Raw genomic sequence first — 20,595 nt, forward strand, 5'->3', positions numbered from 1 at the left:
TCACCGGAACGTATAGGCCAGCTCCAGATCGCCCCAGCGCCGCCCGGCGATGGTGAGCGGCACATAGACATTGCGCACGACCACATATTGCTCGCCGTCGCCTTCCTGGCGGTAGGTCGCCATCATATAGGCAGCGGCGCTTTCCTTGGCGCGCTTGTCGATCGGGTCGAGGATGATGCGCCCGTTGCGGCAATACTGCGTGTCGTGGGTGAGGTCCCCGGTCGGCTTTCTCGAAAACTCGGACAAGTGCGTCGGGAGGAACCCGTTCATGTCGGTGCAGGCGGCAGCAAGGACGCGGCTGTCCGATCCCTTTACCTCGTCGAGCACGGGGCGCCAGTTCTCGTCCGCCCAGTCCGAAAGGCCGGTGCGGTATAGCTGCGGATCGGTGCCTTCGATCTTCATGTAATCGGTATCGAACAACGCCGCCTCGGTCAGCCTGCCCTCGGCCAGGGCCGTTTCGGTGCGGTCCACGATCCGGCGCGCTATGTCCTGCGCGCGTTCCACCATCGCGCTGTCTTCGGGGCTGAGCCCGGCATGGACGATCGCATCGAACATCCCGCTCGCGGTGAGTTCGAGCTCCTCCATCCGCCGATGCGCGCCCTTCAGCTGGCTTTCATTGCCCTGCGCGGCCTTGTCGAAGCCCGTGAGCACCTCCTGAACCGCCGCGACATGGCCGCCGATCGTGCCGGTGGAGCGCGCGATGACATCGTTCTGGCGGTCGACTTCCCCGACCAGTTCGCCGACGCTCTTGATGGTGTTCTCGATCTGCGCGACCGAGGTCTTGGCCTCGCCGCTCGCTTTCGAGCCCGCCTCGATCCGGCCGATAACGATGCCCGCTTCCTCGCCCAGCGCATCGATCGTCGAGGCGATTTCGTCGGTCGCGCGGCGGGTGTCGCTGGCGAGGCTTTTCACCTCGCTCGCCACCACGGCGAAGGTGCGCCCGGCCTCGCCGGCGCGCATTGCCTCGATCGTGGCATTCAGGGCGAGGATGTTGGTCGTCTCGGCAATGTCCTCGATATCCTTGGCGCTGCGACGGACCTGTTCCATCGCGGCGGAGAAGCTGGTGACGTGCTGGCCCAGCGCGTCGACCAGTTCGAGCAGCGAATTGACCTGTGCGAGCGAGGACCGGATCAGGCGCGTGCCTTCGTCGAGGCGGTCGGTCGCGCGTTCGGACAACAGCCGAGCCTCGTCGCTCGCTTCGGCCACGCGCCCGTGATCGGCTTCCAGCGCGCTGACGGTCTCGCGTAGCGCATCGTGCTCGGCACGCAGGGTTTCGGACGAACGGATGACGGCCTGCACCACGCCCGCGACATCGCTGCATCCGACGGTCACAGCGCCGCAGCTTTCCGGGATCGTCCCCAGTTCGGCCGCATTGGCGGTGTCGATCGCGCTCGGCTTCATCGTGTGTCCCCGTGTGGATGCCCCGTCTGTGACAGGTTCCTAACCACGGATGGTTAGCGAAGGCTTAAACCTTTTGCATGCGAAGGGGCTGGAAAGCGCGAAGGGGTACGGCTAGACCACCGCCCATGTTTTTCAACTTCGTCGACGAATTGCGCGCCGCCGGTATCGGGGCCAGCTTCAAGGAACATCTCACCCTGCTCGAAGCGCTCGACAGGGATGTGATCGAACAAACGCCCGAGGCGTTCTATTATCTCTCCCGCGCGACTTTCGTGAAGGACGAGGGCCTGATCGACCGGTTCGACCAGGTGTTCCACAAGGTCTTCAAGGGCGTGCTGACCGATTACGGGCAGAACCCGGTCGACATTCCCGAGGACTGGCTGAAAGCCGTCGCGGAAAAGATGCTCAGCGAAGAGGAAATGGCCGAGATCGAAAAGCTCGGCAGCTGGGACGAGATCATGGAGACGCTGAAGAAGCGGCTTGAGGAACAGCAGAAGCGCCACGAGGGCGGCAACAAGTGGATCGGCACGGGCGGCACGAGCCCCTTCGGCAATTCGGGCTACAACCCCGAAGGCGTGCGGATCGGCGGCGAGAGCAAGCACAAGCGCGCGGTCAAGGTCTGGGAAAAGCGCGAGTTCAGGAACCTCGACAACACCAAGGAACTCGGCACCCGCAACATCAAGATGGCGCTGCGCCGCCTGCGCCGTTTCGCGCGCGAAGGCGCGGCGGACGAGCTCGACATCGACGCGACGATCGAAGGCACGGCCAAGCAGGGCTGGCTCGACATCCACATGCGGCCCGAACGCCACAATGCCGTGAAATTGCTGCTGTTCCTCGATGTCGGCGGGTCGATGGACCCTTTCATCAAGCTGTGCGAGGAATTGTTCAGCGCGGCCACGAGCGAATTCAAGAACCTCGAATTCTTCTACTTCCACAACTGCCTTTACGAAGGCGTGTGGAAGGACAACAAGCGCCGCTGGCAGGAGCGCACCAAGACCTGGGACGTGCTTCACAAATACGGCCATGATTACAAGGTGATCTTCGTCGGCGACGCGGCGATGAGCCCCTATGAGATCACCCATGCGGGCGGCAGCGTCGAACACATGAACGACGAAGCGGGCGCGGTGTGGATGAAGCGCGTGACCGACACCTACCCCGCGACCGTGTGGCTCAACCCCGTGCCGGAAAAGCAGTGGGGCTATTCGCAATCGACCAAGATGATGCGCCAGCTGGTCGATGACCGAATGTATCCGCTGACGCTCGACGGGCTGGAGGATGCAACGCGGGAGCTGTCACGCAAGCAGGGGCATTGAGGGGGGCGCGCGGCCCTGTCGTTAACAGTCGTTCAGGCCACGCCCATTGCTCGGGCGGTCCCCAGCGTGTCGATGTATTGCTGGAAGCGCACGACCTTGCCGTTCTCCACCGTCCAGACATGGGCCGCCTGCACGTCGAGCGGCTTGCCCGTCGCCTTGCTGGTGCCGGTATAGCGGCCCATCGCCACCACCCTGTCCCCGCCATCGACGATGTCGCTCATATCGACGGCGAAACCGTCGAAATCATCGGCCGTGCGGGCAAAGACACCCTCCACGATCTGCTGGAATCCGCGATAGGGATTGCGGTCGGCGTAAGGGTAATTCTCCGCCTCGTTCCACACCACATCGGGGGCGAGCGCCGCGCCGAAGCTTTCCATGTCGCCCGCTGCAAAAGCGGCGTAGATGCCCTCGACCAGTTCGCGTGAAGATGACGCCATTTCCAGTTCCCCCCTCTTTCACGCCACAGCACCGGCGACTTCGCGCAGCCTACAGGGTCGGCGTCGGCATGGACAGCGCCAAAGGCGCTTCAGTAAAGCAAACGCTCCCTCACATCCGCCACCCACGCCGCCTCGTCGGCTGACGCCAGCGCGTCGAGATCGCCGGGACCCGCCTCGCTGTCATCGACCCATTCGCGCAAGGACGGCCCGCCATTGATGACGTCGATCGCGAGCCGTTCGTGCTCGTATTCGTAGGGAAAATCGCGCCACAACTCGTGGTCCGCATAGAGCCGCCGGATCGCCTTGAACGCGAGCGCCTGCAAGCGCCACGGGCGGAACGCGTCGTGCGCGTAGAACGGCCCTTCCGCGTGCAACATCAACGCGTTGCAGAGCGAACCTGAGTGCTTGTGGAAGGTCGGCTCGAACCAGCATTCGCGAATCGCGGCTCCGTTGCACCATTCGGGGGCGAGCGCGCGCATCTCCGCCAGCACGGCTTTCGCGTCCAGGTCGGGCGCGCCGAACAGCACTTCCAATGGCCGCGTGGTCCCGCGCCCTTCCGACAGAGTGGTCCCTTCGAGCATCACCGTCCCGGCATAGCAGCGCGCCATGTTGGCATTGGCGGCATTGGGCGACGGGTTCACCCAGACGCGCGAGGGAGGCCAGCCCTTCCCCTCGCCGTCGGGCTGCCACCCCTCCATCGCCACGACCCGGTAATCGACATCGAGCCCGAAATGGCGCAAGAACCAGTTCCCCATCTCGCCCAGCGTCAATCCGTGGCGCATCGGCATGGGGGCCGCGCCCACGAAGCTTTCCTGCCCCGGCACCAGCATCGTCCCTTCGACCGGGCGGCCCGCAGGGTTCGGGCGGTCGAGCACCCAGACGCTCTTGTCTGATTTCGCCGCCTCTTCGAGCAGGTAGAGCAGCGTCGTGACGAAGGTGTAGATCCGGCAGCCCAGATCCTGCAGGTCGAACAGGAAGACGTCCGCGCTCTCCATCATGCGCGCCGTCGGCCGCCGGACCTCGCCGTAGAGCGAGAACACCGGGATGCCGTAGACCGGGTCCATCTCGTCCGCGCTTTCGACCATGTTGTCCTGCTTGTCGCCCTTCAGCCCATGCTGCGGGCCGAAGGCGCTGGCCACGTTCACGCCCGCGCCGATCAACGCATCGAGGCTGTGCGTCAGGTCAGCGGTCACGCTTGCCGGATGGGCGACCAGTGCGACGCGCCGCCCCTCCAGCTGGGTCAGCAGCGAGCGGTTTTCGAGCAGGCGGTCGATGCCGAATTTCACGTCAGTCATGGGCCGAAGCGTTGGAACAGCCATGGGGCAAAGGCAAATCTTTTGCACATTGCCCCCGCGCGCGGGAACAAGCAGGCCGTTCTTTCGCTTGTGCAGCATGGATATCGAATGGACCCCTGCGATCATCGCCGCTCTCTGGGCGATCATCCTCGGCGGCGCGGGCGGTGCGTTGACCGATATCGGCCATTGGTATCGCAACCTGAAAAAGCCGAGCTGGCAGCCGCCCGACTGGCTGTTCGGCCCGGCCTGGACGATCATCCTAGGCCTTGCGGGCTGGAGCTTCTACCTCGCATGGACTGCGGCGGAAACCACGGCGGGCGGCATCGCGATCGGTGCGCTGTTCGGGGTGAATTTCGTTTTTCACATCGCGTGGTCGCCGCTCTTCTTCAAGCTGAAGCGGCCCGATTTGGCGCTCGTCGAGAATGTGTTCCTGTGGCTGTCGGTGTTCGCGCTGTGCCTGTTCCTGCCCTTGTGGTCGCCGCTCGCGGGATGGCTCAACATTCCCTACATTTCCTGGGTCAGCTTCGCTTTGCTGCTCAACTGGAAGATCGTGCAGCTCAATGCGCCTTTCGGGGAACGCACGGCCGAGGCCTGATCGCCTAGCGTTCGACGATCACCTGGCGGCAGGCTTCGGAATGGAAGTCGGGCGGCCCGGGCGGAAAGGCGAGGGCCCAGTATTGCAGCCCCCCGCCCGCCTGTTCGATCACGGCACTAAGCCCAACCTGCGCAGGAGCGGCAAGGTCGGCGGCAAGGCTTGCCGTGAGCACCATCCCCCCGGTGCCCTGCGAGGAGGCATGGGAGGCGGACACCGAAATTCCTTCGACCGGGGCTTCGCGCATGCCGTCCCGGTGGCGGTCGAAGGCATATGCGGCCCATTGGCCCGATGGCGCGAAGTTGAATTCGCGGTAGCCCTCTTCCCCGATCGATTGCCAGAACACCTCGAAGCAGGTCGATCGCCACAGGCCATCGGTGCGGATCGCGGGCCCGGCGGGTGGCAGGACCACGCCTTCGAGCGTCCCGTCGAGGCGGAATTCGGCCTCGCAGCCGATCTCGGTAGCGCGAATTCGTGCGGTCACGGCGCGCACCGGGCCGAGGTCGCAGGTGCGATGCAGCATGAGGGGGATCATGCCGCCCCTGATGCCACAGGCGCAGCGGCGCGCAAGGCCCTAGGCGACCTGCGAAACCGCTGGTAAGCGCCCGCGTCATGAACACGGGCACGACCACTTACGATTCCGACCTGCTGCGCCTGCTGGAGCAGCGCGGCTATATCCACCAGGTCACCGACCCTGCGGGCCTCGATGCGCTCGCGGCGAAGAGCATCGTGCCCGGCTATATCGGCTTCGACGCGACCGCACCTTCGCTCCATGTCGGCAGCCTCGTCCAGATCATGATGCTGCGCCGGTTGCAGCAGGCCGGGCACAAGCCGATCGTGGTGATGGGCGGCGGGACGACCAAGATCGGCGACCCCTCGGGCAAGGATGAAAGCCGCAAGCTGCTAACCCCGCAAGTGATCGACGATAACATCGCCTCGATCTTCACCGTGTTCGAGCGGCTGCTGACCTTCGGCGACGGCCCGAGCGATGCCGTGATGGTCAACAACGACGAATGGCTGTCCACCCTCGGCTATATCGAGCTGCTGCGCGATGTCGGCCCGCATTTCACGATCAACCGGATGCTGACTTTCGATTCGGTCAAACTGCGCCTCGACCGCGAACAACCGCTGACCTTCCTCGAATTCAATTACATGATCCTGCAGGCTTACGATTTCCTCGAACTCGCGCGGCGGTACGATTGCCGCTTGCAGATGGGCGGCAGCGACCAGTGGGGCAACATCGTTAACGGCATGGAACTCGGCCGCCGGATGGAGGGGCGCGAGCTTTACGGGCTGACGACGCCGCTGCTGACCACCGCCGACGGGGCGAAGATGGGCAAGACGGCCAGCGGTGCGGTGTGGCTCAACGAAGACCAGCTTTCGGCTTATGATTTCTGGCAATACTGGCGCAACACCGATGACCGCGACGTCGGCCGTTTCCTGCGCCTGTTCACCGACCTGCCACTGGACGAGATCGCCCGGCTCGAAGCGCTGGAAGGCGCCGAGATCAACGCGGCCAAGGTCGTGCTGGCGAACGAGGTCACGAAGCTCGTGCGCGGCGAGGATGCGGCGCTCGCCGCCGAAGCGACCGCACGCGAAACCTTTGCCGGCGGCGCGGGCGAGGACCTGCCGAGCCTTGCCGTGGGCGAGGATGGCATGCGGATCGCGGCGGTCCTGAAGGAGATCGGCTTCACCGCATCGGGCGGAGAGGCCAAGCGCAAGCTCGCCGAGGGCGCGGTGAAACTGGAGGGCGAGACGGTGAAGGACCCGGGCCATCTCGTCCTGCCCGATGCCGGGGAGACGCTGCGTCTCAGCCTCGGCAAGAAGCGGTACGGCCTAATCACGCGCTAGGGATTGATTTGTAAGGGTAAACGCGTCGTAACCACCGCATTTTACCAAATGTCAGCCTTTATCTCCCATTAGCAATGTCTTGCGAGCATCAGTGGAGGAAAAGGCGCCGTGTCCGTCGGAGCGAATCTGAGCGTTACAGACATGCGCCGTGCGGCGCGTCACCCGGTCGATTTCCCGGTGATCGTCGAGCATTTTCAGCACGGCGACCTCACCCTGCATGTTTGCAACCTGTCGGCGCACGGCTTCATGGTGGACGACGCCCATGGCCTGTCGCGCGGGGACCGCATCATCATTCGCCTGCCGGTGGTGGGCCGGATCGAGGCCTATTGCATCTGGACCCGCGACGTGCGCGCGGGCTTCCAGTTCGAGCGGATCATAAGGCTCGACGATTTCGTCCAGATCATCGACGCGCTCCAGCCCAATCCGCGCCTGCGCAAAGGGCGCTGAGACGGGCCGGCGCAGGGCTCGCAAAGCCTGCGTTTGACCCTTCCATAGAAGCGATTGCTTGGCACGCGCGCACCGGCCTGCCATGGCACCGTGCGTGACCGAGACCGCTGCCCCCCACCCTTTTCGCGTCCACAATTTCCGCGCCTACTGGCTCAGCCGCCTCGCCATGACGTTGGCGGGCTATGCGATGATGCTCATTATCGGGTGGCAGACCTACAATATCGCGCGCGATGCGGGGATGAGCATTCCGGAGGCTTCCGGCCAGCTCGCGCTGATCGGCCTGTTCCAGTTCCTGCCGCTCTTCGTGCTCACGCCCTTTTCCGGCCTTGCCGCCGACCGTTTCGACCGGCGCGCCCTCGGGCGGGCAACGGTGCTGCTGCAGCTGGGCTGTGCGCTCGTGCTGGCCTGGTCCACCGCCACCGGAGCCATAACGCTACCGATCCTCTACGCGGTTGCGGTGGTGCTGGGCATCGCGCGCGGCTTTGCCGGACCTGCGCTGAGCGCGCTCGCTCCCAATCTCGTGCCCAAGGCGATCCTGCCGACGGCCATCGCCTTGTCCTCGATCGCGTGGCAGGTCGGCATGATCGGCGGTCCGGCGCTGGGCGGATACCTGTTTTCCATCGAGCCGCACCTGCCCTACACGGTCGCGGCGGGGCTGTTCGCGGTATCGGCCACCGCCCTCACTTTCATCGGCCGCGTCCCCCAGCCCGCCGTTCGCCGCGACCAGCGCCCCATTGGCGCGATCGTCGACGGGCTGCGCTACGTGGTGAACAACAAGATGGTGCTGGGCGCGATCACGCTCGACCTGGCGGCGGTGTTCCTTGCCGGCGCGACGGCGCTGTTCCCGGTCTATGCGCGCGATATCCTGGAGGTGGGCGAGAAAGGCCTGAGCCAACTCGCCATGGCGCCCGCCATCGGCGCGGCGCTCACCGCGGCATGGTTTTCCTTTCGCCCGATCAATTCCAATGTGGGGCCGAAAATGCTCGGCGCGGTCGCGGTCTTCGGATGTGCCACCATCGTGTTCGGCCTGTCCACGTCGATGCCGCTCAGCCTCGCCATGCTGTTCATCGTCGGCGCGGCGGACATGTTCAGCGTCTATATCCGCCAGTCGCTGATCCAGCTCCACACGCCCGACGACAAGCGCGGGCGCGTCTCCTCGGTCAGTCTCCTCACCATCAGCGCGTCGAACGAGGGCGGCGATTTCTTTTCCGGCACGCTCGCTTTCCTGATCGGGCCCGTCGCGGCGGTCGTCGCGGGTGGTGCGGGCGCGGTGGCGACGGTCGCGATATGGGCGAGGCTGTTCCCCGTGCTTGTCACCACCAAGACCTTCGATCCGCCCTCAGACCTGCTAAACAGCGAACCAGACACAAAAACACAGGAGGCCTGACATGAAAGCAACCAATATCCTCGAGACCGTCGGCGGTACGCCCCATATCCGCATGGCGCGCCTGTTTCCCGACCACGAAGTGTGGATCAAGTCCGAGCGCGCCAATCCCGGCGGCTCGATCAAGGACCGCATCGCGCTCGCCATGGTGGAGGACGCGGAGGAATCGGGCCGGTTGCAGCCCGGCGGGACCATCGTCGAGCCGACCAGCGGCAACACCGGCATCGGACTTGCCATGGTCGCCGCGGTCAAGGGCTATCGCCTCGTCCTCGTCATGCCCGAGTCCATGTCGATCGAACGCCGCCGGCTGATGCTCGCCTATGGGGCGACATTCGATCTCACGCCCAAGGAAAAGGGCATGAAGGGCGCGATCGAACGCGCCGCCGAGCTGGTCGAGACGACCGAAGGCGCATGGAGCCCTTCGCAATTCGAAAACCCGTCCAATGTCGCCGTCCACGCCCGCACGACGGCGCAGGAAATCCTGCGCGATTTCAAGGACGATCCGATCGACGTGATGATCACCGGCGTCGGCACGGGCGGCCACCTGACCGGCTGCGCGGAAGAGCTGAAAAAGGTCTGGCCCGATTTCAAGGCCTACGGGGTCGAACCCGAAGCGTCTCCGGTCATCAATGGCGGCGAACCCGGCCCGCACCCGATCCAGGGCATCGGCGCGGGATTCATCCCCGACAACCTCCACACCAATGCTATCGACGGCGCGATCCCGGTCGATGCCGAGGCCGCCAAGGACATGGCCCGCCGCGCCGCGCGCGAGGAAGGGATGCTGGTTGGCATATCCTCCGGCGCGACGCTCGCAGCCATTGCGAAGAAGCTGCCCGAGCTGGGCGAAGGCACGCGGGTGATGGGTTTCAATTACGACACCGGCGAACGATACCTGTCGGTCCCGGATTTCCTGCCGGTGGAATGACACCCGGCACAATCGCAGGCGGAGAAAAAGCAGGGGACGGACGTGTTCGGCAGGAATACACGCAGGCAATATCCGGGCCTTTATGCCTGGTATCGCGACAATCTCGCCGATGCCTGCACGGCGGCTGGCTTCGAGTTCGAAGCGGAGATCGACAAGAACGAAACTATCCTTCGCCGCCAGCGCAGGAGTTGGCGAAGGAAGGTCGCAAAGGGCGATCCCGCGCACGAACGGCAGGGCATTGTCGAGGCCATGGCCGCCGAAACGCTCGCGAAGTCCACGGCGCTGGATGACGTCGAGGACGAAGTTGCGCGCCTGGTGGGCCTCTATCACGCCCTCGCCGCGCTGTTCAGCGTTTTCCTCTGCCACGGTCCGGCCTTTGCCGATGGGTCGGGAGGCGAAGGCATTGCAAGCTTCGAGCGCCGGATGCACCATGTTCGGTTGTTCATCGAGGCACTGATTGCCGAGGGGCGATCCAGCGAGGAGCGGCGGCAGCTCGAGGACGACAATCCGACCTACCGCATATGGCTGGCCATGCTGACGCTCGCGCTCAAGCGCATCGACGGCGCGGACCAACACGAGGCCGCGCTCGAAGCGGCTTTTGATCCGGTAAAGCTCACGGCGCGCGATCCTCTCTCACCTTCCCCGGCCGCTCCGCCTTCCGCCGGAGAAATTCCGGCCGGCACTGCCCCGGCCCACCCGCCGCGCCTGCACGATCCGGCAGCACTCGCTGCGGTTATGGGTGCTTATTATCCCTCGCGCGCGCTACGCGAAGGGATCGAAGGCGATGTCGGCTTTCGCGCGCTTGTCGATGCGGAGGGGCGCGCGACGCAATGCCAGGTCGCAAACTCCTCCGGCCACGCCTTGCTCGACGAGGCGACCTGCAAGCTGATCGCCCGGTCGGCGCGGTTCGAACCGGCGCGCGGCGCGGCGGGAGAGGCGCTGCCGGGCGAATATTCGGGCACGCTGCAATGGCGGCTCGATTAGGGACGAGGTGGCGCTTCGGCAGAGGGGCGGAATGCCGGTGCGTAACCGGCACGAAACACTCGCCAGCCCCCAGCGTATTTCTCGACCCGAGATCCGGCCTTTCCCCGGCAAGCGGGCGCGAGACGCTGCGCACGATCTGCACGAACCCTACCAAGCCTGCCCGGAACGGGCCTGCCGGTCCCCGGTTTCCTGCCGGTGGACTGAGGCGGACAGCCTAACCGGCCGCGAATTGCCCCCGGGTCCGGTTGGCGATGGCGACGAGAGAGAGCATCACCGGGACTTCGACAAGCACGCCCACCACCGTCGCCAGTGCCGCCCCGCTGCCCAGCCCGAACAGGCCGATGGCGACCGCCACCGCCAGTTCGAAAAAGTTGGACGTGCCGATCAGCGCGCAGGGCGCGGCAATGGCGTGGGGCACGCGCCACGCCTTGGCCGCGCCATAGGCGATGAAGAAAATCCCGTAGCTCTGGACGATGATCGGGACCGCGATCAGCGCCACGAGCAACGGGCGCGCAACGATGGTTTCGGCCTGGAACCCGAACAGCAGCAGCACGGTGGCAAGGAGGCCGATGATCGAGAGCGGTTTCATCCGACCGGTGAAATCGGCCACCGCGTCCTCGTTCCCGCCATGGGCCGCCAGCAGGCGGTGACGCACGAAGGCCCCGGCGGCGAGCGGGACCACCACGTAAAGCGCGACCGAAAGCAGCAGCGTCTCCCACGGCACGGCGATGTCGGTAACGCCCAGCAGCAGCGCGACAATGGGCGCGAAGGCGACGATCATGATAAGGTCGTTGGCCGCCACCTGCACCAGCGTATAGGCGGGGTCGCCTTTGGTCAGCTGCGACCAGACGAACACCATCGCGGTGCACGGCGCAGCGCCCAGCAGGATCAGCCCGGCGATATATTGCTGCGCGTCTGCCGGGTCGATCAGGGGCGCAAAGACCACTTCGAAGAACACAACGCCCAGCGCCGCCATCGTGAAAGGCTTGACCAGCCAGTTGACCACGAGCGTGATGATCAGCCCCTTGGGCTTGTCGCCGGCGCGCCGGACCGCACCGAAATCGACCGCGACCATCATCGGGAAGATCATCGCCCAGATCAGCACCGCGACGACGAGATTGACCGAGGCGTATTCGAGGCCCGCCAGCAGGGCAAAGGAATCGGGTGCAAGGTTGCCCAGCGCAACGCCCGCGATGATCGCGGCAGCGACCCAGACCGAAAGCCATTTCTCGAACAGGCCAAGCCCCGCTGCGGCGGGTTCGATGTCAGCGGTCGCGCTGGTCATGCCTGTTCAGCCTCCTTGCCGATTTTCGCCAGTTCAAAGCGCAGGGCATCCGGTGTCAGGCTGTCGAGCGGCAGCGCGATCAGCCGGTCGATGCGGCGCTTCATTCGCTCGAAAGCAAGGTCGAACGCGGCCTGCTTTTGCGCATCGTCGCCTTCGACCGCCGCCGGATCGGGAATGCCCCAATGCGCCGAGATCGGTCGTCCCGGCCAGACCGGACAGCTTTCCGCAGCCGCGCTGTCGCAGACGGTGAAAATGAGGTCGAATTCTGGCCCGTCGGCATATTCGCTCCAGCTTTTCGACCGCAAGCCGTCGACCGGAAGCCCGCGCCGCTCGAGCGTGCCCAGCGTGAACGGGTTGACCGTGCCCGCTGGATTGCTGCCCGCGCTGAAAGCGGTGAAACGCCCCTCGCCATGATGGTTCAGGATCGCTTCGGCGAGGATCGAGCGGGCCGAATTGCCCGTGCACAGGAAAAGGACGTTGATCATGCCGGCTCCTTGCGCTCGGCCGGGGCGCAGACCGCTTCGCAGTCATCGCCGCCGCAGCAATTTTCGGTCAGGTAACCCATCAATTCGTTCATCGCCGCATAGTCGGCGGAATAGATGATCGACCGGCTTTCCCGCCGCTGGGTCACGAGGCCGGCATGCGAAAGCTGGGCGAGATGGAAACTCATCGATGACGGCGGCACGCCGAGCTTTTCGGCGAGCACGCCCGCCGGGATGCCCTGCGCGCCCGCCTGCACCAGAAGGCGGAATGCGGCCAGACGGTGCTCCTGCGCGAGGGCAGCGAGAGAGCTTATGACCTGTTGGGACTGCATCGCGATCCTCCGATGATTCGATAAATATCGAAATATTGTCTTCAGCGAAAGGCGTCAACACGGATCGGGGGGGAAAGGGGCGGTCGCGGCTGGGCGGCATCGTTCGGGCGGACGCGGGCGCGCATTTTCCTACCCCAAAGCGCAATGCTAGCTTCGCACGGGGTCTTTTCGTGCCGGAAGAACGCAAAATGCGGGCCGTCATATCGAAATACGACGACCCGCGAATGGACGAAATCAACTTGCTCACCGCGACTCGGGGCCACGGCAGCTGTAGGGTGCCTCAGGCCGCGGTGGCGAAGGCGTCCTCGGTAAGCTTCATCATGTTTTCGCTGCCCGCCTCGAGCTTGCGCCGCAGCGCGCCCGCATCGGGCAGCCAACGCTCGGCATAATAGGCCGCGGCGGTCAGCTTGGCCTCGTAGAACGCCTTGTCCGACGGATCGCCCGCCAGCGCATCCTTGGCGACCTTCGCCATCTTGAGCCACATATAGCCCAGCGTCACGATGCCCATGATGTGCATGTAGTGATGCGCGCCCGCGCCAAGATGGTTGGGGTTCTGCATCGCGTTCTGCATGAACCACATGGTCGCCGCCTTCTGCTCGCCCAGCGCCTTTTCAAGCGCGGTGGCGATCGGCGCGAGCGTCTCGTCATCCTTTACCGAGGCGATTTCTTCGTCGATCACGGCGAAGAATTTCTGGATCGCCTTGCCCCCCTTGGCAGGCAGCTTGCGGCCGCACAGGTCCATCGCCTGCACGCCGTTCGTGCCTTCGTAGATCATGGCGATGCGGCTATCGCGGACGAACTGCTCCATGCCCCATTCACGCACATAGCCGTGCCCGCCATAGACCTGCTGCATATTGTTGGCGATGTCATAGCCCTTGTCGGTGCCGTAGCCCTTTATGACCGGGGTCATGAGGCCGATGAGCATGTCGGCTTCCTCGCGCTCCTCCTCGGTCTGGGCCTTGTGCGTCAGGTCGACCTGCAGAGCGCCCCACAGGCACAGCGCGCGCATGGCCTCGTTGAACACCTTGGCATCCATCAGCATCCGGCGCACGTCGGGGTGGACGAAGATCGGGTCGGCCTTTTCATCCGTGTCCTTCGGACCCGAAAGCGCGCGGCCCTGACGCCGGTCGAGCGCATAGGTCACGGCATTCTGATACGACACTTCGGCCTGGGCAAGACCCTGAAGGCCGACACCCAGACGCGCCGCGTTCATCATGATGAACATGGCGGCGAGCCCGCGATTTTCCTCGCCAACAAGGAAACCCTTGGCGCCGTCATAATTGAGCACGCAGGTCGCATTGCCGTGGATGCCCATCTTCTTCTCGATGGAACCGCAGGTCACGCCGTTGCGCTCACCCGGCTCGCCATTCTCGTCGAGGATGAACTTGGGCACGATGAACAGCGAAATGCCCTTCGACGAATCCGGCGCGCCCGGCGTTTTCGCAAGGACGAGGTGGATGATGTTGCTAGTGAGGTCGTGCTCACCGGCAGAAATGAAGATCTTGGTCCCGGTGATCGAATAGGAGCCATCGTCATTGGGTTCCGCCTTGGTGCGGATCATGCCGAGATCGGTCCCGCAATGCGGCTCGGTCAGGTTCATCGTGCCCGACCATTCGCCCGAAATCATCCTGGGCAGGTACATTTCCTTCTGTTCCTGCGATCCGGCGGCCTCGATCGCCGCCGTCGCGCCGTTGGTGAGGCCGGGATACATGGCGAAAGCCTGGTTGGCAGTGCCGGTGAATTCCTCGATCACGAAGCCGAGAACATGCGGCAGGCCCTGCCCGCCGAATTCGGTCGGCTTGGCGATCGTGCCCCACCCGCTTTCGACATAGGCTTCATAGGCTTCCTTGAAACCGGGAGGCGTGGTGACCGAGCCGTCCTCGTGGCGGGTGCAGCCATGCTCGTCGCCGATCTGGTTGAGCGGCGCGAGAACCTCGGAGCAGAACTTGCCCGCTTCGTTGATGACCGTGTCGATCATGTCGGGCGTCGCGTTCTCGAATCCCGGCAGGTTGCCATAGCTGGCAAGGTCCAGCATCTCGTTGACGACGAAGCGCGTGTCGCGGGTCGGGGCGGTATAGGTCGGCATCGCTGTGATCCCTGGTTTAGCGGTTTGAAACGGAGTGGCTGTGATGTATTTCAGCCGAGGTTGAGCTTCTCGATCTCGGCGACGAATTCGGTGAGATCCCTGATCGAGGAATCGATATCGGCGCGCTGCTCCTTGAGCTTGGCGATATGCTGGCGGCATTTCTCGATCGTCACGCGGCGCTGTTCGACCCGGCCGTCGTCGAGATCGTAGAGGTCGATCATCTCGCGGATTTCGTTCAAAGAGAAACCCACATTCTTGGCCCGCATGATCCAGGCGAGACGCGCGCGGTCGCGCTTGGAATAGACGCGGGTAAGCCCCACACGCGCCGGGCTGATCAGCCCCTCGTCCTCATAAAAGCGCAGCGCACGCGCCGTGCAGCCAAATTCGGATGTGAGGTCCGAGATCGAATATTGCTCACGCTCATGCTTGTCCGGTCGGTCGAGATGCGCGCTGCTGCGCCGCTGTTCGCTGCCTCTGGCGTGCTCGGCGTCGGACGATCCGGATGCGTGCTTGCGGGCCGGTGCAGTAACCATGACCATGCCTTACCTTCCCTTTACGTCAGCGTCAAGTCTTGACCCGAAGGGCAGTGGGTTACCCCTGACTGGGTGAAAGCGCATTCCCATCCTCGGCTGCGGGGTCGATCCGGCGGTAAAAGCAACTTCGCGCGCCGGTATGGCAGGTCGGGCCGTGCGGCCGCGACCGGATCAGCAGGGCATCCTGGTCGCAATCCACGAGCATTTCCTCGACCTCGAGGAAATTTCCCGAGGTCTCGCCCTTCGTCCACAATCTCCCGCGCGAGCGCGACCAGAACGTCACCCGCCCGCTCGTCCGCGTTCTCTCCAGCGCCTCGGCGTTCATCCATGCCAAAACGAGCACATCGCCCGAATCCGCATCGACGACGATGGCGGGCATCAGCCCTGCTTCGTCAAAACGGGGCGCAAAACGCGAGCCCTGTTCGAGTTCTTCCTGCGCGATGGAGGTGCGGTCCAAGATGTCTCTCCTTTCCGCCCGAAATGGCGCGCCGACGCTTCAGCCTCAAGCCGTTCTTGTTGCACGATAACAACATATGCGCATGAAATCGCGGCTGTGCGCGTTTTACCCTTCACGATCCGAAGCCGGAATGGAACAAGACACACATGGGCCAGCGATGGTCCTCCACCGAACAGTGGCGTCTTTCCCGCTTGGAAATGACAGCCTGGTTCAGGGGGTGACCGGAAAGGATCGACAGCGGGGTGTCGGGGCTTCCGGTTGAACGATGAGGGATAGGATCCCGGCGACCAAGTTAGGGGGTGGTCGCCGATAGCTCTTCTAAGAGCGGATCCGCATCATTTCGTCACGTGGCGCCCGGGGCTGTAATGGCCTCGGGCGTTGTGTTTTTCGTGCCAACCTCGTCACCCCGCCGGCCGCCCTGCTCTCCGGCATCGCGTTCCTGTGCGCCGGTCTTCGCCGGCGCGCCGCCCAACCCGCCTGCGTCGACCACCCGGGCGAAGCAGGCGATCACCACATCCTTCGCTCCCGCTTCGAGCAGGGCCTCGACGCAGGCTTTGCTCGTCGCTCCGCTGGTGAGCACATCGTCGACCAGGATCACGCTCCGCCCCCTGATCTGTCCCGCTCGCTTGCGCGCGACCGCGATCGCCCCCGCCAGCATGGCCTCGCGCGCCTCGCGTCCCAAACCGCCGAGGCTGCGCGTCGCCTTGCGCCGCACCAGCGCATCGACCAGCAGTTCACCGCGCCCCTGCCGTGCGAGGTCCGTTGCGAGCAGACCCGCCTGGTTGTAGCCTCGCTCCCAGATGCGCCAGCGATGCAGCGGGACCGGGACCAGTAGCGGCTGCGAGGCCGGGTCGCAGGTGGTCTCGGGCAGGCGCACCGCCATCAGCCGCGCCATCAGACCGGCCAGGGCGATCTTGCCGCCATGCTTGAAGGACAGGATCAGGCGCCGCGAGGCATCGTTATAAAGCGTCGCTGCTTGAATGCCCGCATGGCGCGGTGGATCGGCGCGGCAGGCGAAACAGACTTCGTCCCTCGCCGCCGTCGCGCTGCCGAGCGGGCGCTGGCATAGCGAACAGGCGGGATCCCCGGGAAAATCGAGCTCGCCATAGCAATCCGCGCAGAGCCCCCCCTGCTCCAACACCGCCTCGCCGCATAGCGGGCAGCGCGGCGGGTAGACCAGGTCGACCAGCGGCCTCAGTCCCGCAACGACATGCGAACGCGCCTTTTTCATTCGACCCTCCCGATACGTTTGTCGCACGGCTTGCAGCGGAGAGGCAAGCGCGGCAGGAGGCTTTCGATGGCTTCCCCGGTTCCCCGCATTTTCGACCCGCACCGCCGCGTCCTGCGGCTCCAGCGTGCTTTCGCACGCCAGCGACGCGCACAGGCCGCGCGTTTCGTGTGGGAGGACATCGCAGAGGAAATGGTCGAACGGCTTGCCTTCGTTCGCCACGAACCCCAGCGACCGCTGGTGATCGGCCCCTGTCCAAAGCCACTGGGCGATTACCTTGCCGGCAGCGCCGGGAAGATCGCGGATGGCAATGCGTTCGACCTCGAGGCGCCCTTTGCGCAAGGCGGGTTCGATTTCATCGCGGTGCTCGGCCAATTCGATGCGGTCAACGATCTGCCCGGCGCGCTGATCCACCTGCGCGAGGCGCTGGAGCCGGGCGGGCTGGTGATCGCGAGCTTCGTGGGCGGGCAGAGCCTTCCTCGCCTGCGCGCCGCCATGCTGGCCGCCGAGCCGGATCGACCCGCTGCGCGGATGCACCCGCTGGTCGATCACAGGGCCGCGCCCGGCCTGCTGCAGCGCGCGGGGTGGAAGGACCCGGTGGTCGATACGCAGGCGCTCACGATCCGTTATTCCGCGCTCGATACGCTGGTTGCGGACCTGCGCGACCAGGGGCTTGGCAATGCACTCGCCGACACCGCCCCGCCGCTGGGCAAGGCGGCGCTGGAACGGGCGCGCTCGGCCTTTCTGGAACAGGCCGATAACAGCGGGAAAGTGGCCGAGCGGATCGAGATCGTCACCCTTACCGGGCGGCGATCTCTCGCCGGGACCTAGTTCGCCAGCGAAGCCTGTGCCGCGGCGAGCCGTGCGATCGGCACGCGATAGGGCGAGGCGCTGACGTAATCGAGGCCGACTGTCTCGCAGAACGCGATGCTCGCGGGGTCGCCGCCATGCTCGCCGCAGATGCCGAGCTTGATGTCGCCCCGCGCCTTGCGCCCTCGCTCGGCGGCGAGTTCTACCAGTTGCCCGACCCCGTCGATGTCGAGGCTGACGAAGGGATCGCGCGGGAAGATGCCCTTGTCGACATAGGTGTTGAGGAAGCGCCCGGCGTCGTCACGCGAGAGACCCAGCGTCGTCTGGGTGAGGTCGTTCGTGCCGAAGCTGAAGAATTCGCCTTCTTCGGCGATCTCGCCCGCCATGAGCGCCGCGCGCGGCAATTCGATCATCGTGCCGACGAGATAGGCGATGCGGGTGCCCTTTTCCTCGAACACTTCTTCCGCCACCCGGTCGACCAGCGCGCGCAGCACGGCGAGTTCCTTCTTCGTGGCAACCAGAGGAATCATGATCTCGGGCAGCGGTGCATCGCCGCTTTCCGACTCGACGGCACAGGCCGCCTCGAAAATGGCGCGCGCCTGCATCTCGTAGATTTCGGGATAGGTAATGCCGAGCCGGCAGCCGCGATGACCGAGCATGGGGTTGAATTCGTGCAGCTCGTTCGCGCGCCGCTTGAGATGATCGGTGCCGAGGCCGGTCGCATCCGAAAGCTCGGCGAATTCCTCGTCGCGGGTGGGGAGGAATTCGTGGAGCGGCGGGTCGAGCAGGCGGATCGTGCAGGGAAGGCCTGCCATGACCTCGAAGATCGCGGTGAAATCCGCGCGCTGTTCGGGCAGCAGCTGTTCCAGCGCCTTGCGCCGCCCGGCCTCGTCTTCGGCGAGGATCATCTGGCGCACGGCCTTGATCCGGCCCGCGTCGAAGAACATGTGTTCGGTGCGGCACAACCCGATGCCCTCGGCCCCGAACTGGCGCGCCATGCGGCAGTCCTCGGGTGTTTCGGCATTTGTCCGCACGCGCATCCGGCGCAGTTCGTCGGCCCATTCCATGAGCGTTGCGAAATCGCCCGCTAGTTCGGGCTCGACCGTCGGCACCTCGCCCAGCATGACCTGGCCGTTGCCTCCGTCGAGCGTGATGGTGTCGCCTTCCTTGAGCTCGGTCGAGCCGATCCTGAGCGTGCGCTCGGTCCTTTCGATCGAAATGCCGCTCGCGCCCGAGACGCAGGGACGCCCCATGCCGCGGGCGACCACCGCCGCGTGGCTGGTCATCCCGCCGCGTGCTGTCAGGATACCCTGCGCGGCGTGCATGCCGTGAATGTCCTCAGGGCTGGTCTCGACCCTGACGAGGATCACCTTGTCCCCTCGGTTTGCCCATTGCTCGGCCGTGTCGGCGTCGAGCACGATCTTGCCCGCAGCAGCCCCCGGCGAGGCGGGAAGGCCGGTCGTCATGACATTGCGCTCCGCCTCGGGATCGAGCGTCGGGTGGAGCAACTGGTCCAATGCCATCGGGTCGATCCGCCGGACAGCTTCGGCGCGATCGATCAGGCCTTCGTCCACCATGTCGGTCGCCATCTTGAGCGCGGCTTTCGCGGTGCGCTTGCCGGTGCGGGTCTGCAGCATCCAGAGTTTCCCGCGCTCGACGGTGAACTCGATGTCCTGCATGTCCTTGTAATGGCCCTCGAGCAGGTCGAAAACCCGCGCAAGTTCCTCGTATGCCTGCGGAAGTGCCTCTTCCATGCTCAGCGGCTGTGCTCCCGCCGCCTCGCGCGCCTGCTTGGTCAGGTATTGCGGCGTGCGGATCCCCGCGACCACGTCTTCCCCTTGCGCGTTGATGAGGTATTCGCCGTAATAGCTTTTCTCGCCGGTAGACGGATCGCGGGTGAAAGCGACGCCGGTGGCGCTGGTATCGCCCATATTGCCGAACACCATCGCCTGCACGTTCACCGCCGTGCCCCAGTCGGCCGGGATGTCATTGAGCCGGCGATAGACCTTCGCCCGTTCCGAATCCCAGCTGCCGAACACCGCCGCGATCGCGCCCCATAGCTGGTCATGCACGTCCTGCGGAAACGGCTCGTCCTGCTCCTCGCGCACGATCCGCTTGTATTCCTCGACCAGCTTGCGCCAGTCGTCCGCGCTCATTTCGGTGTCGTTGTAATAACCGTTATCTTCCTTCGCGATCTCGAGTGCTTCCTCGAACAGGCCATGATCGAGGCAAAGCACCACGTCGGAATACATCTGGATGAAGCGGCGATAGCTGTCCCAGGCGAAACGCTCGTCCTCGCTCACCTTGGCCAGCCCCTCGACCGTGTCGTCATTGAGCCCGAGATTGAGCACCGTGTCCATCATTCCCGGCATCGAGACCCGCGCGCCCGAACGCACCGAGACAAGCAGCGGGTCGGCGGCATCGCCGAATGTCTTGCCCACCGCCTTTTCGACATGGGCGAGAGCATCGGCGACTTCGCGCTTCAGGTCGTCGCGAAACGCCTCGCCCGCCTGCAGGTAGCGCACGCATTCCTCGGTCGTGATGGTGAAGCCGGGCGGCACGGGCAGGCCGATACTCGCCATTTCGGCAAGGTTCGCGCCCTTGCCCCCGGTCACGATCTTGTCGCGCTGGCGCGGATCGTCATGCGGGGCGTCTCCGCCAAAGCGGTAGACGGTGCGAAGAGCGGTATCGGTGGTCATTAACAAGCTCCCTTTGAAGCGTGCGCCAGGCGGGGATGCGACATCCGATGCGTCGCT

General features: G+C 64.9%; 20 protein-coding genes. 8 read left to right on the top strand and 12 right to left on the bottom strand.

Annotated features, from left to right (window positions below):
* A complete protein-coding gene (locus RIB52_RS10555; RefSeq protein WP_350175399.1) occupies positions 1–1,401 on the bottom strand; it encodes a methyl-accepting chemotaxis protein in 1,401 nt (466 codons plus the stop codon).
* 125 nt (positions 1,402–1,526) lie between these two features.
* Between RIB52_RS10555 and RIB52_RS10560 the strand changes: the two genes are divergently transcribed.
* Positions 1,527–2,711, top strand: coding sequence for a vWA domain-containing protein (locus tag RIB52_RS10560; RefSeq protein ID WP_350175400.1), 1,185 nt, complete (start codon positions 1,527–1,529; stop codon positions 2,709–2,711).
* A gap of 32 nt (positions 2,712–2,743) precedes the next feature.
* Here RIB52_RS10560 and RIB52_RS10565 read toward each other — a convergent pair whose 3' ends face one another.
* Positions 2,744–3,148: a nuclear transport factor 2 family protein gene (locus RIB52_RS10565; protein WP_350175401.1), complete on the bottom strand. Its 405-nt coding sequence runs from the start codon at positions 3,146–3,148 to the stop codon at positions 2,744–2,746.
* Between the two features lie 89 nt (positions 3,149–3,237).
* Positions 3,238–4,434: an exo-beta-N-acetylmuramidase NamZ family protein gene (locus tag RIB52_RS10570; RefSeq protein WP_350175699.1), complete on the bottom strand. Its 1,197-nt coding sequence runs from the start codon at positions 4,432–4,434 to the stop codon at positions 3,238–3,240.
* A gap of 106 nt (positions 4,435–4,540) precedes the next feature.
* Between RIB52_RS10570 and RIB52_RS10575 the strand changes: the two genes are divergently transcribed.
* On the top strand, positions 4,541–5,038 hold the full coding sequence (locus RIB52_RS10575) for a TspO/MBR family protein (protein ID WP_350175402.1): 498 nt from the start codon (positions 4,541–4,543) through the stop codon (positions 5,036–5,038).
* Positions 5,039–5,042: 4 nt separating this feature from the next.
* Here the strand turns inward: RIB52_RS10575 and RIB52_RS10580 are convergent, their stop codons facing one another.
* Positions 5,043–5,570, bottom strand: coding sequence for a DOMON-like domain-containing protein (locus RIB52_RS10580; protein WP_350175403.1), 528 nt, complete (start codon positions 5,568–5,570; stop codon positions 5,043–5,045).
* 77 nt (positions 5,571–5,647) lie between these two features.
* On the opposite strand from RIB52_RS10580, the gene tyrS reads away from it, so the two are divergent.
* From tyrS to RIB52_RS10605, 5 genes are all read left to right on the top strand, one after another.
* Positions 5,648–6,886, top strand: coding sequence for a tyrosine--tRNA ligase (tyrS, locus tag RIB52_RS10585; RefSeq protein WP_350175404.1), 1,239 nt, complete (start codon positions 5,648–5,650; stop codon positions 6,884–6,886).
* Positions 6,887–6,994: 108 nt separating this feature from the next.
* Positions 6,995–7,333 (top strand): PilZ domain-containing protein, encoded by a 339-nt coding sequence (locus RIB52_RS10590; protein ID WP_350175405.1) that lies wholly within the window; start codon positions 6,995–6,997, stop codon positions 7,331–7,333.
* Positions 7,334–7,427: 94 nt separating this feature from the next.
* Positions 7,428–8,720, top strand: a complete 1,293-nt coding sequence (locus RIB52_RS10595) for an MFS transporter (protein WP_350175406.1) — start codon at positions 7,428–7,430, stop codon at positions 8,718–8,720.
* 1 nt (position 8,721) lies between these two features.
* Complete coding sequence (cysK, locus tag RIB52_RS10600; protein WP_350175407.1) at positions 8,722–9,642, top strand: cysteine synthase A; 921 nt, start codon at positions 8,722–8,724, stop codon at positions 9,640–9,642.
* Between the two features lie 42 nt (positions 9,643–9,684).
* Positions 9,685–10,626, top strand: a complete 942-nt coding sequence (locus RIB52_RS10605; RefSeq protein WP_350175408.1) for an energy transducer TonB — start codon at positions 9,685–9,687, stop codon at positions 10,624–10,626.
* Between the two features lie 214 nt (positions 10,627–10,840).
* Here RIB52_RS10605 and arsB read toward each other — a convergent pair whose 3' ends face one another.
* From arsB to RIB52_RS10640, 7 genes are all read right to left on the bottom strand, one after another.
* Positions 10,841–11,911 carry an ACR3 family arsenite efflux transporter gene (arsB, locus tag RIB52_RS10610; RefSeq protein ID WP_350175409.1) on the bottom strand — a complete coding sequence of 357 codons (1,071 nt, stop codon included), beginning with the start codon at positions 11,909–11,911 and terminating at the stop codon, positions 10,841–10,843.
* Complete coding sequence (locus tag RIB52_RS10615) at positions 11,908–12,396, bottom strand: arsenate reductase ArsC (RefSeq protein ID WP_350175410.1); 489 nt, start codon at positions 12,394–12,396, stop codon at positions 11,908–11,910. Before RIB52_RS10615 ends, arsB begins: the two co-directional genes overlap by 4 nt.
* Positions 12,393–12,725, bottom strand: coding sequence for an ArsR/SmtB family transcription factor (locus RIB52_RS10620; protein ID WP_350175411.1), 333 nt, complete (start codon positions 12,723–12,725; stop codon positions 12,393–12,395). Before RIB52_RS10620 ends, RIB52_RS10615 begins: the two co-directional genes overlap by 4 nt.
* Positions 12,726–13,005: 280 nt before the next feature.
* Positions 13,006–14,811: an acyl-CoA dehydrogenase C-terminal domain-containing protein gene (locus tag RIB52_RS10625; RefSeq protein WP_350175412.1), complete on the bottom strand. Its 1,806-nt coding sequence runs from the start codon at positions 14,809–14,811 to the stop codon at positions 13,006–13,008.
* 50 nt (positions 14,812–14,861) lie between these two features.
* Positions 14,862–15,344 (bottom strand): MerR family transcriptional regulator, encoded by a 483-nt coding sequence (locus tag RIB52_RS10630; RefSeq protein WP_350175701.1) that lies wholly within the window; start codon positions 15,342–15,344, stop codon positions 14,862–14,864.
* Between the two features lie 58 nt (positions 15,345–15,402).
* Positions 15,403–15,801: a phosphoribosyl-AMP cyclohydrolase gene (hisI, locus tag RIB52_RS10635; RefSeq protein WP_350175413.1), complete on the bottom strand. Its 399-nt coding sequence runs from the start codon at positions 15,799–15,801 to the stop codon at positions 15,403–15,405.
* Between the two features lie 343 nt (positions 15,802–16,144).
* Positions 16,145–17,032: a double zinc ribbon domain-containing protein gene (locus RIB52_RS10640; RefSeq protein ID WP_350175414.1), complete on the bottom strand. Its 888-nt coding sequence runs from the start codon at positions 17,030–17,032 to the stop codon at positions 16,145–16,147.
* 66 nt (positions 17,033–17,098) lie between these two features.
* Here RIB52_RS10640 and RIB52_RS10645 point away from each other — a divergent pair, with 66 nt between their 5' ends.
* Positions 17,099–17,860 carry a class I SAM-dependent methyltransferase gene (locus RIB52_RS10645; RefSeq protein ID WP_350175415.1) on the top strand — a complete coding sequence of 254 codons (762 nt, stop codon included), beginning with the start codon at positions 17,099–17,101 and terminating at the stop codon, positions 17,858–17,860.
* Here the strand turns inward: RIB52_RS10645 and ppdK are convergent.
* A complete protein-coding gene (ppdK, locus tag RIB52_RS10650; protein WP_350175416.1) occupies positions 17,857–20,538 on the bottom strand; it encodes a pyruvate, phosphate dikinase in 2,682 nt (893 codons plus the stop codon). The two genes, RIB52_RS10645 and ppdK, sit on opposite strands and share 4 nt — an antisense overlap.
* Between the last annotated feature and the right edge of the window lie 57 nt (positions 20,539–20,595).

This window comes from Erythrobacter sp., from assembly GCF_040217515.1.
Taxonomy (GTDB): domain Bacteria; phylum Pseudomonadota; class Alphaproteobacteria; order Sphingomonadales; family Sphingomonadaceae; genus Erythrobacter.